Annotated in this window: 12 protein-coding genes; 8 read left to right on the top strand and 4 right to left on the bottom strand. The window is 65.3% G+C overall.

Annotation, left to right across the window (positions count from 1 at the left end; all coding sequences use genetic code 11):
- Positions 1 to 154 precede the first annotated feature (154 nt).
- From ACYYG1_RS13145 to ACYYG1_RS13115, 7 genes are all read left to right on the top strand, one after another.
- Positions 155 to 1,129, top strand: a complete 975-nt coding sequence (locus ACYYG1_RS13145) for an abortive infection family protein (RefSeq protein ID WP_461210781.1) — start codon at positions 155 to 157, stop codon at positions 1,127 to 1,129.
- A gap of 240 nt (positions 1,130 to 1,369) precedes the next feature.
- A complete protein-coding gene (locus tag ACYYG1_RS13140; RefSeq protein ID WP_461210780.1) occupies positions 1,370 to 1,795 on the top strand; it encodes a response regulator transcription factor in 426 nt (141 codons plus the stop codon).
- A complete protein-coding gene (locus ACYYG1_RS13135; protein ID WP_461210779.1) occupies positions 1,792 to 3,543 on the top strand; it encodes a sensor histidine kinase in 1,752 nt (583 codons plus the stop codon). Before ACYYG1_RS13140 ends, ACYYG1_RS13135 begins: the two co-directional genes overlap by 4 nt.
- Positions 3,536 to 3,949 (top strand): response regulator, encoded by a 414-nt coding sequence (locus ACYYG1_RS13130; RefSeq protein ID WP_461210778.1) that lies wholly within the window; start codon positions 3,536 to 3,538, stop codon positions 3,947 to 3,949. Before ACYYG1_RS13135 ends, ACYYG1_RS13130 begins: the two co-directional genes overlap by 8 nt.
- Before the next feature lie 74 nt (positions 3,950 to 4,023).
- Positions 4,024 to 5,298 (top strand): sulfite exporter TauE/SafE family protein, encoded by a 1,275-nt coding sequence (locus ACYYG1_RS13125; RefSeq protein WP_461210777.1) that lies wholly within the window; start codon positions 4,024 to 4,026, stop codon positions 5,296 to 5,298.
- 2 nt (positions 5,299 to 5,300) lie between these two features.
- Positions 5,301 to 6,062 carry a hypothetical protein gene (locus tag ACYYG1_RS13120; RefSeq protein WP_461210776.1) on the top strand — a complete coding sequence of 254 codons (762 nt, stop codon included), beginning with the start codon at positions 5,301 to 5,303 and terminating at the stop codon, positions 6,060 to 6,062.
- Positions 6,063 to 6,228: 166 nt separating this feature from the next.
- Positions 6,229 to 8,937: a PEP/pyruvate-binding domain-containing protein gene (locus ACYYG1_RS13115; RefSeq protein WP_461210775.1), complete on the top strand. Its 2,709-nt coding sequence runs from the start codon at positions 6,229 to 6,231 to the stop codon at positions 8,935 to 8,937.
- Between the two features lie 105 nt (positions 8,938 to 9,042).
- On the opposite strand, the gene ngr is transcribed toward ACYYG1_RS13115, so the two are convergent.
- The 4 genes from ngr to nth form a co-directional block, all read right to left on the bottom strand.
- A complete protein-coding gene (gene ngr, locus ACYYG1_RS13110) occupies positions 9,043 to 9,651 on the bottom strand; it encodes a nigerythrin (RefSeq protein WP_461210774.1) in 609 nt (202 codons plus the stop codon).
- A gap of 168 nt (positions 9,652 to 9,819) precedes the next feature.
- Positions 9,820 to 10,482, bottom strand: a complete 663-nt coding sequence (locus ACYYG1_RS13105) for a YdcF family protein (RefSeq protein WP_461210773.1) — start codon at positions 10,480 to 10,482, stop codon at positions 9,820 to 9,822.
- Positions 10,479 to 11,648 carry a tRNA guanosine(34) transglycosylase Tgt gene (tgt, locus tag ACYYG1_RS13100; protein WP_461210772.1) on the bottom strand — a complete coding sequence of 390 codons (1,170 nt, stop codon included), beginning with the start codon at positions 11,646 to 11,648 and terminating at the stop codon, positions 10,479 to 10,481. The genes ACYYG1_RS13105 and tgt overlap by 4 nt, the downstream gene beginning before the upstream one ends.
- A 2-nt stretch (positions 11,649 to 11,650) precedes the next feature.
- Entirely contained in the window at positions 11,651 to 12,286 is a 636-nt protein-coding gene (gene nth / locus ACYYG1_RS13095; protein WP_461210771.1) for an endonuclease III, read from the bottom strand.
- A 368-nt stretch (positions 12,287 to 12,654) separates the two neighbouring features.
- Here nth and ACYYG1_RS13090 point away from each other — a divergent pair, with 368 nt between their 5' ends.
- Positions 12,655 to 13,011, top strand: a complete 357-nt coding sequence (locus ACYYG1_RS13090) for a hypothetical protein (RefSeq protein ID WP_461210770.1) — start codon at positions 12,655 to 12,657, stop codon at positions 13,009 to 13,011.
- Positions 13,012 to 13,275: the final 264 nt, after the last annotated feature.

The following is a 13,275-nucleotide window of genomic DNA, read 5'->3' as shown; positions in this document are numbered from 1 at the left end:
GAAAAGGCGGCCGAGGCGGCCGCCTAGAAATCACCCCGCCAGGGGCGGCAGTGTCAGGTGAATACTATCTCTGTACATGCTTAGCATGTTTTACGAGTATGGATGATAATCCAGCAGAATTCTGTCTTATTAATGACGATTGAGGTAGTTGATAATGGATGCAATTACACGTATTCAGTTAATTAAAGAGATCGCAGATAGTCTTCAACAATATGAATGGACTGATATACAGCTTGCTTTTAATCAATTTGGTGTTTCTTTAAATTGCGATGAGTCTGCTTCTACAACAAGAGATTTAATTGTAAAAATTTTACAGTATGAAAAGGACGGCGAGATTCTATTAAAATTAGGATATTATGTTGGTAGCTCTCTCGCTTCAAGTATCGTTCGCGAAAATAGTCAGGCGTCATCGAAATCGTTACGACCATTTGATCGTGTCCAACTTATTGATCGGATAAGTGTTAGTCTTCAGAGTCAGATGACGACACGGGAAATTAACGTTTATTTGGCTGGATATAAAATTGATTTCAAATGGGAAGATGTCGCTGATAGTAAGCGGCTGTATGCTATGGATATTCTTAAGTGCGTTGATGATTCCTTGATTTTGGATATTGCCCATGATCTCCATGTCGAAATACCAGGTGCTGTTACCCATCAGGGTAAACAATTGTTCGAAATTCTTTCTAAAAATGGCCTGACGGCTTGTCAGGAAGATTTTTACAGAACAATTGAAGATAGCAATACAAATCCGTACGAGGCGATAGGACACGCTTCATCAACATTTGAAAGTATTTGCAAGGCTATTTTAGATAGGACAAAAACTGTTTACCCAAAAAAACAAGATATAAAAACACTGACAAAGGCTGCTGCAACGGCATTGAATCTTGCTCCTGACCAGCATGGTCAGGCAGAATTTAAGGGGATATTGACAGGGTTGAGCAGTGCTGCCAGTGGTCTCGGTGTTTTGCGGACAATGTATAGTTCTTTTCATGGAAAAGGTGAGCAGCAGAATTACACAAGAAAGCAGCTTGAGCCACGGCACGCACGGCTTGCTGTAAATGCCTTGTCTACGATAGGTGTATTTTTTATTGAGACATACATTCGATTGTATGGAGAAGATTCAATGTGAGGCGGTTGTTTTTTCGGTTTACACGTAGTCCTTTAGAAATCTAGCCAGATCATCCAACCACCCTTCCCTGTCATCCCTTTTTCCAAACCGTAAAAAATCCTGACACCTGATACGCCGGTTTTCTTTGCGCCGGCACTGTCCTCCCGGCCGTCGTGCCCCTGGGAATCCTTGCGCCGTCTCGCTTGCGTGATTTTTCACGTAATCCGGGTTTTGTGGCATGTGGGTTGCTCTTAGGGGGGCATGAGCGCGTCCTCCGCCCCATACAGCGAACGTCCGGCCCAGGGGCTGGTGCTTCTGGCCGAGCGCAATTCGCGTATCCGCAGCTTCCTGGCCCGGGAATTCCAGGGCCGGGGCGTGCGTGTGGCCGAATTGGCGGACGGGCGCGACCTGGCGCGGGCCCTGGCCGAGGCCCCCGGGCCCGGCGTGGTGGTCCTGGACCTGGAGATCGCGCATCTGGACGCGGGGCTGGAGGCCCTGCAACGGGCGGCGGACTCCTGGCGGCTGGTGATCCACGCGCTGATGCCCGACCACAACGGGCATCCGGCCATGGAACTGGCCGAGGCCGTGGTGGAGAAGGGCGCGGACCCGGGCAAGCTGCTGCTGGCCGTGGCCGCCCTGGCCGCGTACGCGAGCGGGGCCGGGGAAGACGGGGAGGGCGCGGCATGAGGGCCTACGTGGACGAACTGCACGACCCGGCCTACTACCGTTCGCTACGGCGCAGCGTGGCGGCCATGATCCTCCTGGCCTCCCTGACGCCCCTGGCGCTGGTGGGCGGCATCAGCGCCTACCAGTTCCACGTCTCCTACGAGGCCAAGGTCCTGGCCCAGCTTTCGGAGATGGTCCAGAAGCACCAGCAGAACATCGATTTCTTCCTCTCCGAGAAGCTCGGGGACCTGCGCCTCATGGCCCGGCTCTACGACTACCCCCGCCTGGCCGACGAGGAATTCCTCAAGACGCGCCTGAAGCTCCTGCAGGAGGAGTTCCGCGGGGCCTTCGTGGACCTCGGGGTCGTGGACGGCCGGGGCATGCAGCGGGCCTACGCGGGGCCCTTCATGCTGGAGCAGGCCGACTATTCCGAGGCCCGCTGGTTCCGCCAGGCCATGCACAGCGAGGTCTACATCTCCGACGTCTTCCTGGGCCTCAGGGGCCTGCCGCACTTCATCATCGCCGTGCGCGGCACGCACCGGGGCCAGCCCTGGATCCTGCGCGCCACCATCGACTTCATGGCCTTCGACTCCCTGGTGGAGAACATCCGCATCGGCCGCACGGGCGCGGCCTTCATCGTCAGCCGCGAGGGCCGCTTCCAGACCACGCCGCCCCCGGGGGGCGAGTCCATGGACACCTCGCGCTTCGTGCGCGTGCTCACGGACATGCGCACCCCCGAGGGGGACGCGGGCTGGAGCCCCATGGGCCGCGAGGCCGTGGTCCAGCTGCGGACCGGGCCCACGGGCCTGGACACGGTGTACGTGATGACGCCGCTCAAGGGCGGCGAGTGGCTCCTGGTGTACCAGCAGGACGAGGACGACGCCTTCGCCTCGCTCCTGGCCGCGCGGCGGACCATGGTCGCGGTCATGCTCCTGGGCGCGGCGGGCATCGTGCTCACGGCCCTGTACCTGGCCCGGCGCATCGTGCGCTACATTGAGCGCGCGGACGCGGAAAAGGCCGTGATGAACGACCAGGTCATCGAGGCGGGCAAGATGGCGGCCATCGGCGAGCTGGCCTCGGGCATCGCCCACGAGATCAACAACCCCGTGGCCATCATGCTGGAGGAGGCGGGCTGGGTGGGCGACGTGGCCGGGGACCTGGACCTGCCCGACAAGGACCGCGCGGAGATCGCCGCCTCCCTGTCCCAGATCCGCACCCAGGGCGCGCGCTGCCGCGAGATCACCCACAAGCTTTTGTCCTTCGCCCGGCGCATCGACCCCACGGTGATGACCGTGGACCTGAACAAGGCCGCGCGCGAGGTGGTGGGCCTGTCCGAGCAGCGCGCGCGCTACGACAACATCGAGTTCGCCATGGATTTCGCGCCGGAGCTGCCCTGCATCCGGGCCTCGGCCTCGGAGCTGCAGCAGGTGCTGCTCAACCTGGTGAACAATTCCATAGACGCCATCGGCCCGGGCGGCGGGGACATCCGGATATTCACCCGCCAGGACAAGGGCGGGGTGGTCCTGGGCGTGGAGGACAGCGGCGAGGGTATCCCCAAGGCCAACCTCTCGCGCATCTTCGACCCCTTCTTCACCACCAAGCCCGTGGGCAAGGGCACCGGCCTCGGCCTGTCCATCATCTACGGCATCATCAAGAAGATGGGCGGCGAGGTCGACGTGGACAGCGTGCCCGGCCAGGGCACCACCTTCACCCTGCATTTCCCGGAGTCGATCCTGGCGCCCCAGGGCGAGGAGGACGGCCATGTGTAGTCACGGCGGCCTCGGCGGCTGCCGCGTGCTCCTGGTGGACGACGAGCGGGCCTTTCTGGCCGTGATGTCCAAGCGCCTGGACAAGCGGGGCTTCGAAGTGGCCTGCGCCGAGAGCGGCGAGGCCGCCCTGGACCGGGTGGCCGACGCGATCCCGGACGTGGTGGTCTTGGACATGCGCATGCCGGGCATGGACGGGCTGGCCGCGCTTTGCGCCATCCGCCGCGCCGCGCCCGGGGCCGAGGTCATCATCCTCACGGGCCACGCGGACATGGACGCGGCCATGGCGGGCATGCGGGCCGGGGCCTTCGACTATCTGGTCAAGCCCGCGGACATCGAGGAACTGACGTGCAAGATCCAGGACGCCTACCAGCGCAGGCTGCTCTGCCCGGCATCGGCCGGGGCGTGACCTGGAAGGGTGGAATACATCCCCGAGGGTGGGGAAGACAGAGGAACGGACAACGACATGGAGGAGGAAAGGAAATGAAAATCGGAAGAGGCATTTATCAGGCGATGCTCGAGAGCTCCCGGGCGTACGCGCAGTGGGACCTGGAGACTTCCAGGAACATCCTCAAAAGCAAGCGCAAGATGTGGATCCTGGCCGCGCTGACCCTGCCCATCATCATCGGCTCCGTGGCCATCGCCGCGCCCGAGCTGCCCGAGATCCTGGGCGGGCACAAGGCGTACAGCCCCGCGTACTACACGCCCTTTATCTTCGGCGTGTCCATCCTCATCGGCCTGTGCGCCGGGCTCATCACCGGCTGCATCGGCGCGGGCGGCGGGTTTATCATCACCCCGGCGCTCATGAGCGCGGGCATCAAGGGCATCCTGGCCGTGGGCACGGACCTGTTCCACATCTTCGCCAAGGCCATCATGGGCACGGCCATTCACCGCAAGCTGGGCAACGTGTCCGTGGCCCTGGCCGTGGCCTTCCTGGTGGGCGCGGGTCTGGGCGTCACGGGCGGCGGCGTCATCAACCGCGCCCTGTACGAGACCAACCCCGTGCTTTCGGACACCTTCATCAGCGTGATCTACGTGGTGCTCCTGGGATTCCTGGGCATCTACGCGCTGTTGGACTTCCTGCGCCTGCGCAAGGCCGGTGACGACGTGGGCGCCCACGGCGAGACCTCGTCGTCCGGCGGCGGCAGCGGCAAGTCCCTGCCCGAGCGGCTGCAGTCCAAGAACATCCCGCCCATGATCACCTTCGACGAGGACCTGACCCCGGGCGGCAAGAAGATTTCGGCCCTGTTCGTGGCCGTGTGCGGCGGCATCGTGGGCTTCGCGGCGGCCATCATGGGCGTGGGCGGCGGCTTCCTGACCTTCCCCATGTTCGTGTACATTCTGGGCGTGTCCTCCTTCACCACCGTGGGCACGGACATCCTGCAGATCATCTTCACCGCGGGCTACGCCTCCATCGCCCAGTACGCCATCTACGGCTTCATCTTCTACACCCTGGCCATGGGCATGCTCATCGGTTCGCTGCTGGGCATCCAGGTCGGCGCCATGACCACCCAGGTGGTCAAGGGCATCTACATCCGCGGCTTCTACGCCCTGGCCATCATCGCCGGGTTCGTGAACCGCCTGTTCGCCCTGCCCGGCAAGCTGGCCGAGATGAAGATCCTCGACCCCAACCCCGCGCTGTACCACATCCTGGACAACATCGGGAACGGGCTGTTCTTCATCGTCATCGGCATCTTCGCCGTCTGGGTCATCGGCAAATTCCTCTTGTCCATCAAGATGCTGAGGGAGGAGGCGTAATCATGGCTCGCTACAACTCCAAGAAACTGACGTTGTCGGCCTTCATGGCCCTGGTTTTCTTCGGCCTGCTCATCTACATGTTCCTGCCCCATTTCGGGGAGGGCTCGAAGATGAACGCCCTGGAGTATTCGGACCAGCTGTTCAACTCCATCTCCAAGGGCTCCTCAAATTACATCCCGGGCATCATGACCCAGGCCGCCAAGTTCGACGGCAAGAGCGTGGACATCGTCCTGCACTTCGAGGACAGCGCGGCCGACGCCCACGGCAACCCGGCCACCGTCGGAACGGAAGTGGCCGCCAAGGCCGGGGCCATCTTCTCCAAGGTGGCCGACGTCCAGGTCCAGGGCGGGGAAATGGCCCTCAAGGCCGACATGGGCGCGCTGGTCACCGCCGCCCTCACCGACGCCCAGGACATGTTCAACAACCGGGGCGAGGCCGTGAAGGGCCGCTACGGCATGGACGAGCGCGAGGCCCTGTTCATGTGGTGGATGGGGCTCAAGACCCTGGACAAGGAACTCAAGCTCAAGGGCGGCCGCGAGAACGTGGCCATGGCCAAGATCGTGGACACGGCCATCAAGAAGGGCGTCGAGGTAGGCTATAACTACTATGGCATCCAACCCGAGAGCGCCGGGGACCGGGCGGGCATCCTGACCTTCGCCCTGGTCTTCTACGTGGTCTACACCCTGTGGTGGGGCATGTGCATCTACTACATGTTCGAGGGAATCGGCCTGGTGATGTCCAAGGGCCACAAGCAGGAGTCCTGACCCTCCTGATCCGACAGCGGTTGCGGAGCCCGGCCCCGGCCGGCTCCGGAACCTTTGACCGGGCGGTCCGGCTAAGGCACAATCGGACCGCCCGGCCCCTCCGGGCCGCCGTCCCTCGCCGGGCGGCGGCCCGCATTTCCGGCCGCGGCCCAAGGAGGCGCGACGCATGGGCTGGCTCACGGGCTTCATAGACAGGCTCCTGGGGGACAAGGACGGCGGCCCGGTCAGTGCCGAGGAGGCCGAGGCGCGGCGCAGGGCGCTCGCCGCCGACTTCCACCATTTCAAGCTGCTCCTCGGGGCCAACTCCAAATCCCTGGAGATCATGACGGACATCGAGGACGCCCTGCGCGGGCGCCGGGTCTTCGGCATGAGCTTCATCCGCGCCCAGTGCACCGCCGCCGTGGTCAGCGTCTACGGCATCATCAAGCACCTGGACGGCATGGCCCCGGGCAAGTACGCCCGGCTCTTCGAGCGCTTGGAGGTCATCAAGGCCGACGTCGCCGCCCTCATCGACCCCGTGGGCGAGGAGGCCGACGTCCCCCTGGTGGTGCCGCTACGGGACGTGGACAAGTCCATGGCCGACGTGGTGGGCTCCAAGATGGCCAACGTGGGCGAGATCAAGAACCGCATCGGCCTGCCCGTGGTGCGCGGCTTCGCCGTCACCGTGCGCGGCTACCACGAGTTCATGAACCACGGGGAGCTGCGCAAGGACATCCACCTGCTCTTGGGGTCCACGGACCCCGAGAGCATGTCCGACCGCTTCGAGCTGTCCGGCCGCATCCAGGAAAAGATCATGCTTGCGCCCCTGCCCCCGGGCCTGGAGCGCGCCATCCTGGCCGAGTACGACCGGCTGCGCGCCCAGGAGGGCGGGGACGTGCGCGTGTCCCTGCGTTCCTCGGCGCTCGGCGAGGACGCCGCCGGGGCCTCCTTCGCCGGGCAGTTCCGCTCCATCCTCAACGTGGACCGCGACGGCCTGGCCGACGCCTACCGCGAGGTGGTGGCCAGCATGTTCAGCCTGCCCGCCCTGACCTACCGCCTGAACCGGGGCATCCGCGAGGAGGACGCGGCCATGTGCGTGGGCTGCATGGTCATGGTGGACTCCGAGGCGGGCGGGGTCATGTATTCCCGCAGCCCGGTGAACGTGCGCGACGACGCCGTGTTCATCAACTCCACCTGGGGCCTGCCCAAGATGGTGGTGGACGGCCAGGGCGCGCCGGACCGCTTCGCGGTCACGCGCGGCGGGCCGGACGGGGAGGGCTTCGCCGTGCGCGAGACGCGCATCCCCCGCAAGCCCCAGCGCTACGTCTGCCGCGCCGAGGAGGGCGTCTGCCTGGTGGAGGAGAACGACGACCGCGCGGACGAGCCGTCCCTCACCGGGGAGCAGGCCGTGGAACTGGCGCGCATGGCCGTGCTCCTGGAGGAGCATTACGGCTCGCCCCAGGACATCGAATGGGCCCTGTCCCGGGACGGGCGGCTGTTCATCCTGCAATGCCGCCCCCTGTCCCAGGCGTCCAACGGCCGCGACGCGGCGGAAGTCTCGCGCGACCCGGCGGAATACGGCGAGCCCCTGCTCACCGGCGGGGTCACTGCCAGCCCGGGCGTGGGCTTCGGGCCCGTGCACATCCTGGAGCGCGACGCCGACGCCCTGGACTGCCCCCAGGGCGCGGTGCTGGTGGCCCGCTTCGCCCTGCCCAAGTGGGCCTCGCTGCTGGGCTGGGCCGCGGCCCTGGTCACGGAGCAGGGTGCCGTCACCGGGCACCTGGCCAACGTGGCCCGCGAGTTCGGCGTGCCGGCCCTGACCGCCGTGCCCGACGCGGCCCGGGCCCTGCGCAAGGGCCAGGTGGTCACCGTGGACGCGGACACGGGCGTGGTCTACCCCGGGGCCGTGGAGGCCCTGGCGCGGCTGGTGGGCGAGCGCAGGAATCTCATGGAGGGCAGCCCGGTGTTCGAGGTGCTGCGCGAGGCCGCGGCCCACATCCTGCCCCTGAACCTCCTGGACCCCGACGACCCGGAGTTCCGGGCCCGCAACTGCCGGACCCTGCACGACATCACCCGCTTCTGCCACGAGAAGAGCGTGCAGGAGATGTTCGCCCTGAACATGAGCCGCGAGGACCAGGAATGCGGGGGCTACCAGCTGCGCTACGACGGGCGGCCCGTGCAGTTCTGGGTGGTGGACCTGGAGGACGGCTTCGACGTGCGCCCCGAGGGGCCGTTCATCGACGTGGAGGACATCGTTTCCGTGCCCATGCTGGCCCTGTGGGACGGCATCAACGCCATCCCCTGGCAGGGGCCGCCCAAGGTCAACGCCAAGGGCCTGATGACCATCTTCCTGGAGGCCGCCACCAACCCGGCCCTGAACCCGGCCCACGGCTCCAAGTTCTCCAACCGCAACTATTTCATGGTCTCCTCGGACTACTGCAACCTGCAGTCGCGCTTCGGGTTCCATTTCTCCACGGTGGAGGCCCTGGTGGACGCGGCGCGGCCCATGCGCAGCTACATCAACTTCCGCTTCGCCGGGGGCGCGGCGGACTTCTCGCGCCGCCGCCGCCGGGCCGTGTTCATCGCCGGGCTGCTCCAGGAGTTCGGGTTCTACGTGGACGTGCGCTCGGACAACCTGTTTGCGCGCTACGAGGGCATGCCCCAGCCCAGGATGTGCGAGCGCCTGAAGATGCTGGGCTATCTGACCATGCACACCCGCCAGCTGGACATGATCATGGCCGACGAGGCCGCCACCCAGCGCCACCGGGCCAGGATCATGGACGACATCCGGCGCATCGTGCCCGGGCTGCGCCATGCGGGCAGCGCTGGCAGCGATCTGCACATCGGCGGCAAAGGCGCCCGGCCGGCTCTCCGCCCCGAAGAAGCGGAAGAATAGGGCGGGCCGAGTCCCGCCGCCCCCGGGACATCCTTTGCGGCAAAACAAAGCCCCCGTTTCCGGGGGCTTTGTCGTTGGTTCGGCGGGAGGCCGCCCGGGGGCGTCCTAGTAGGCCGTGAAGCGGTCCTTGGGCTGGAAACAGATGGGGCACTTCTCGAACTCCTCGCCCTTGTGGATATAGCCGCAGATGGGGCAGAGGTGGTACGCGTCGTCGTCCGGGGCGTCGATGTCGTTGTAGGCGTTCAGGTAGCGCTCGGCGTGCACGGATTCGGCCAGCTTGGCCCGCGTGAACACGAACACGGCCTTCTTGTCGCCCTCTTCCTGGGCCTTCTTGATGAAGGCCGGATACATGTCCGAGGTTTCGTAGATTTCGCCGTTGGCCCCGGAGATGAGGTTCAGGTCGCAGGTCCCGGCCGCCGGGGGCTCGGCCGTGGGCTTCCGGTAGCCGGGGTCCATCTTGGAGACGAGGTCGTACTCCAGGCCGATGTGGATCAGTTCGGCGGCGGCGGTGGCCTCGAAGAGGCGGGCTATCTGGGCGTAGCCCTGCTCCCTGGCGGCCTTGGCGAAGGCCATGTACTTGGCGTTGGCCCCGGTTTCCCCGGCGATGGCCGCCTTGAGGTTTTCGAGGGTCGTGCCCACGCTGGTCTTGCTGTTGGCGGCGACGTTGAAGTTGGTCGCCGTATCGGCGGTGGGAACCTTGGCTCGGACTTTCATGGGAACACTCCTGTGTGTTGGAGTTTGACGACGACGGATGGCTGCGATCCGTCCGGGCATTGCTGAAGCATCGGGCGATGCGGCCCGAATCCGATTTGTGCCCGCTGCCGTAGACCTCGTCAAGCCTCGGCGCGGGGATGCGGCCGCGTGCGCGGCGGGTCCGGGAAATCAGGTGCCGTTGCTTCCCGGGGCGGCGGAGTCGACGCTGAAGGTGCCGCCCACCAGATACCAGACCAGCTTGGCCGTCTCGTTGACCACGCGCACGGCCGCGTCGCGGTCCGTCCACCAGCGCGCGGGGAAGGGTTCCCCGGGCGCGGACGTGACCAGGACTTCGGTGCGGGGCAGGGCGCGGGAGAAGATCAGCCTCGCCCTGAGCACGTGGTAGGGCGAGGTGACCACGATGATGCGCTGGAAATCCGGGAATTCGCGGGCGACGGCAGCGGCCTCGGCCCGCGTGCTGGCGATGTCCTCGCCGTAGAGGCGCACGGCCTCCTGGGGCACGCCCCGGGAGAGGAGCAGGCGGCGGTAGATTTCCTGCTGTTCGGGAATGTCCACGCCCACCTCGGCCAGGATGGCGCCGCTGGCCCTGTGGCGCACCCGAGGCACGCAGACCAGGGGGGCCAGGCCTTGCCTGTACAGGTCGGCTGCGGCCAGGGGCCTGTACCAGCCGCCGCCCAGGACCACGATGGCCTGGGCCGGGGCGGGCTCGTCCTGGGTGGCGATCATGCTGCCCGTGACCAGCACGGCCGCGCCCACGCAGAGCACGCCCAACAGGGACAGGGCGGCGGCGGCCTTGAAGAGCCAGGCTATGATCCGTCCCAGGCCCTTCATTCGTTGACCCCGTACACGGCCTCCACGGACTTCTTGAAGCCCGCGAAGGTCCCCTTGCGCAGGTGCTCGCGGGCCTGGCGGGCCAGGCGCAGGAAATAGGCCAGGTTGTGGATGGTGTTCAGGCGGTAGGAGAGGAGCTCCCGGGCCACGTAGAGGTGCCGCAGATAGGCCTTGGAAAAGGTCCGGCAGGTGTAGCAGTCGCAGGCCGGGTCCAGGGGGCTGTCGTCCTCGCGGTACTGGGCGCGCTTGATGTTCACCTTGCCCTCGGAGGTGAACAGGGTGCCGTTGCGCGCGTTGCGCGTGGGCAGCACGCAGTCGAACATGTCGATGCCCGCCTCGATGCCGTCCAGGATGTCCAGGGGCGTGCCCACGCCCATCAGGTAGCGGGGCTTGTCCTCGGGCAGGAGCGGGGCGCTGTGGCGCAGGATGCGCAGCATCTCGGGCTTTCCCTCGCCCACGGACAGCCCGCCCAGGGCGTAGCCCTCGAAGGGGATGGCCGTGAGTTCCTCGATGCTGCGCTCGCGCAGGTCCTCGAAGAACCCGCCCTGGCAGATGCCGAAGAGCAGCTGCCCGCGTTCCCCGGGCTGGTGGTATTCGCGGCAGCGCGCGGCCCAGGCCGTGGTCAGCTCCAGGGCTTTTTCCGTGTACTCGCGCCCGGCCCCGGCAGCCGCGCACTCGTCCAGGACCATCATGATGTCCGAGCCCAGGTTTTGCTGGATGGAGATGGACTTCTCCGGCGAGAAGAAATGCTTGGACCCGTCGATGTGCGAGCGGAACTCCACGCCGTCGGCGTTGATGTCGCGCAGGCCCGCCAGGCTGAAGACCTGGAAGCCGCCGGAGTCCGTGAGGATGGGGCCGTCCCAGCCGTTGAAGCGGTGCAGGCCGCCCCGGCGGGCCACCAGCTCGTCCCCGGGGCGCAGGTAGAGATGATAGGTGTTGCCCAGGATGATCTGGGCCTCGACCTCGCGCAGGTCGCGCGGGTCCACGCTCTTTACGCTGCCCACGGTGCCCACGGGCATGAACACCGGGGTGTGCACCGGGCCGTGGGCGGTGCTGAGCACGCCCAGGCGGGCCTTGCCCTCGCGGGCGCAGACCGTGAAGTCGCCGGGGGCGGCGTGGGCCGTAAGCGCCGCCGTTTCAGCGGGGCTGAGGATTTCCTTGGTCACGATCAGTTCACCCCCGCCCTGGGGCAGACGTCCGCCAGTTCGCATTCGCCGCAGCGCGGGGAGCGCGCCGGGCAGACCTGGCGGCCGAAGAGCACCAGCATGTGGTTCACGTCCCCCCAGTCGGGTTGCGGAAAGAGTTTCATCAAATCCTGCTCGATCTTGATAACGTCGGTGTTTTTGGTCAGGCCCATGCGGAAGGACAGGCGCTTCACGTGGGTGTCCACGGCCAGGCCCTCCTGGATGCCGAAGGCCCCGGAGAGCACGATGTTGGCGGTCTTGCGCGCCACGCCCGGGAGACGCGTCAGCTCGGCCATGGTCCGGGGCATCTCCCCGCCGAATTCCTCCACGATCATCCGGCCCGCGGCCACGAGGTTCCTGGCCTTGTTGCGGTAGAAGCCCGTGGAGCGCACCACCTCCTCCACCTCGGCCACGTCGGCCCCGGCCATGGCCTTGGGGCCGGGCCAGCGGCCGAATAGCTCGGGCGTGACCTGGTTCACGCGTTTGTCCGTGCACTGGGCGGCCAGCACCGTGGCGGCCATGAGCTCCCAGGGATCCTTCCAGGTCAATTCGGATTCCGGCGCCGGATAGCGCTTTTTCAGCCGCTCGAGGATCACGGCGGCGCGTTCCTGTCTGGTCATGGTTCGTTTCCTGTGTGGGCGTTGGGGCCGCTCGGCCCGTCTGGGCCCCTCATACGGCCCTTTGCCCGTGATGGCAATGCGGGGCGTCTCCTCGGATCGGACCTTGTCTACTCTTTGTATACAAAAGATGTCGAGGCGCAGTGGATTGTCCATCCGGATTATACAAATCGGGGTTTGCCCGCGCGGCCCCCGGCCGGGGCGCTGCGGAAAGGGTTCGAGGAATATCGTTTGATGCCAGCTATTAATTCGAAAGTTTTCTATGGCCCGTCGCGTTGGTACGGCTCTTGTAACAAGGGGGGCAACACGGCTTGGAAACTCCAGCTACGTTTACAAGGACATCCAGGTCTCCGCCCCCGGCGGAAGCCTTGATGAGGAGGGAGAAAATCATGGGCCACAGCGAACAGTACGAAAACCGGACCAACAACTACATCAGACTTGGCGCCTTCTTCTTCAACCACGACAGCGAGATTGTGTTCGCTGACAGGCGCAGGTCCATCTCCCTCGTCAACGTCACCCATGAGGGTGCCCGCCTGCGCAAGCACGACGGCGTGGACTACGCCCTGGGAGTCGGCTCCCCCATCACCCTGAACCTCAAGCTGGGCGACGAGGAGACCGAGCGGCTCTCGGGCACCGTCGCCTGGGCCACTGGCACCGAGGTGTTTGTGGACTTCGGCCGCCGCCTGAGCGTGGGCGTAGGCTATCTGCAAGGCCTTGCCGACAACTAAGTGGGTTTTGGACGGCGTCGTGCCGTCCATTTCCGGCCCGGACGGGAAACCCGGACCCGTCCGGGCCGGTATTCAAACCAGCCTTCGGGAAACAGACAACAAAGTCGCTCTTTCGCCACCATAGTTGGCGTTTATCGGGGAGCCCTGGCAGGACGCCGGGGCTCCCCTTATATATTTTTGTCGCCTAGCAGAAAAAGCCCCGCCCCGGCCGCAGGCAGTCCCAAAGGTGTGAGATGCGAGGCGCAAAAAAACCGCAAGACCGAC

It is taken from the genome of Desulfocurvus sp. DL1XJH-121 (genome assembly GCF_054819825.1).
Note: the sequence above shows the minus strand (reverse complement) of the source record. Positions and strands in the feature narration are given on the sequence as shown.

Bases quoted from the DNA above. Each gene is read 5' to 3' on its own strand.
- ACYYG1_RS13145 (WP_461210781.1), top strand. From the start codon at position 155: ATGGATGCAATTACACGTATTCAGTTAATTAAAGAGATCGCAGATAGT.
- ACYYG1_RS13140 (WP_461210780.1), top strand. From the start codon at position 1,370: ATGAGCGCGTCCTCCGCCCCATACAGCGAACGTCCGGCCCAGGGGCTG.
- ACYYG1_RS13135 (WP_461210779.1), top strand. From the start codon at position 1,792: ATGAGGGCCTACGTGGACGAACTGCACGACCCGGCCTACTACCGTTCG.
- ACYYG1_RS13130 (WP_461210778.1), top strand. From the start codon at position 3,536: ATGTGTAGTCACGGCGGCCTCGGCGGCTGCCGCGTGCTCCTGGTGGAC.
- ACYYG1_RS13125 (WP_461210777.1), top strand. From the start codon at position 4,024: ATGAAAATCGGAAGAGGCATTTATCAGGCGATGCTCGAGAGCTCCCGG.
- ACYYG1_RS13120 (WP_461210776.1), top strand. From the start codon at position 5,301: ATGGCTCGCTACAACTCCAAGAAACTGACGTTGTCGGCCTTCATGGCC.
- ACYYG1_RS13115 (WP_461210775.1), top strand. From the start codon at position 6,229: ATGGGCTGGCTCACGGGCTTCATAGACAGGCTCCTGGGGGACAAGGAC.
- ngr (WP_461210774.1), bottom strand. From the start codon at position 9,651: ATGAAAGTCCGAGCCAAGGTTCCCACCGCCGATACGGCGACCAACTTC.
- ACYYG1_RS13105 (WP_461210773.1), bottom strand. From the start codon at position 10,482: ATGAAGGGCCTGGGACGGATCATAGCCTGGCTCTTCAAGGCCGCCGCC.
- nth (WP_461210771.1), bottom strand. From the start codon at position 12,286: ATGACCAGACAGGAACGCGCCGCCGTGATCCTCGAGCGGCTGAAAAAG.
- ACYYG1_RS13090 (WP_461210770.1), top strand. From the start codon at position 12,655: ATGAGGAGGGAGAAAATCATGGGCCACAGCGAACAGTACGAAAACCGG.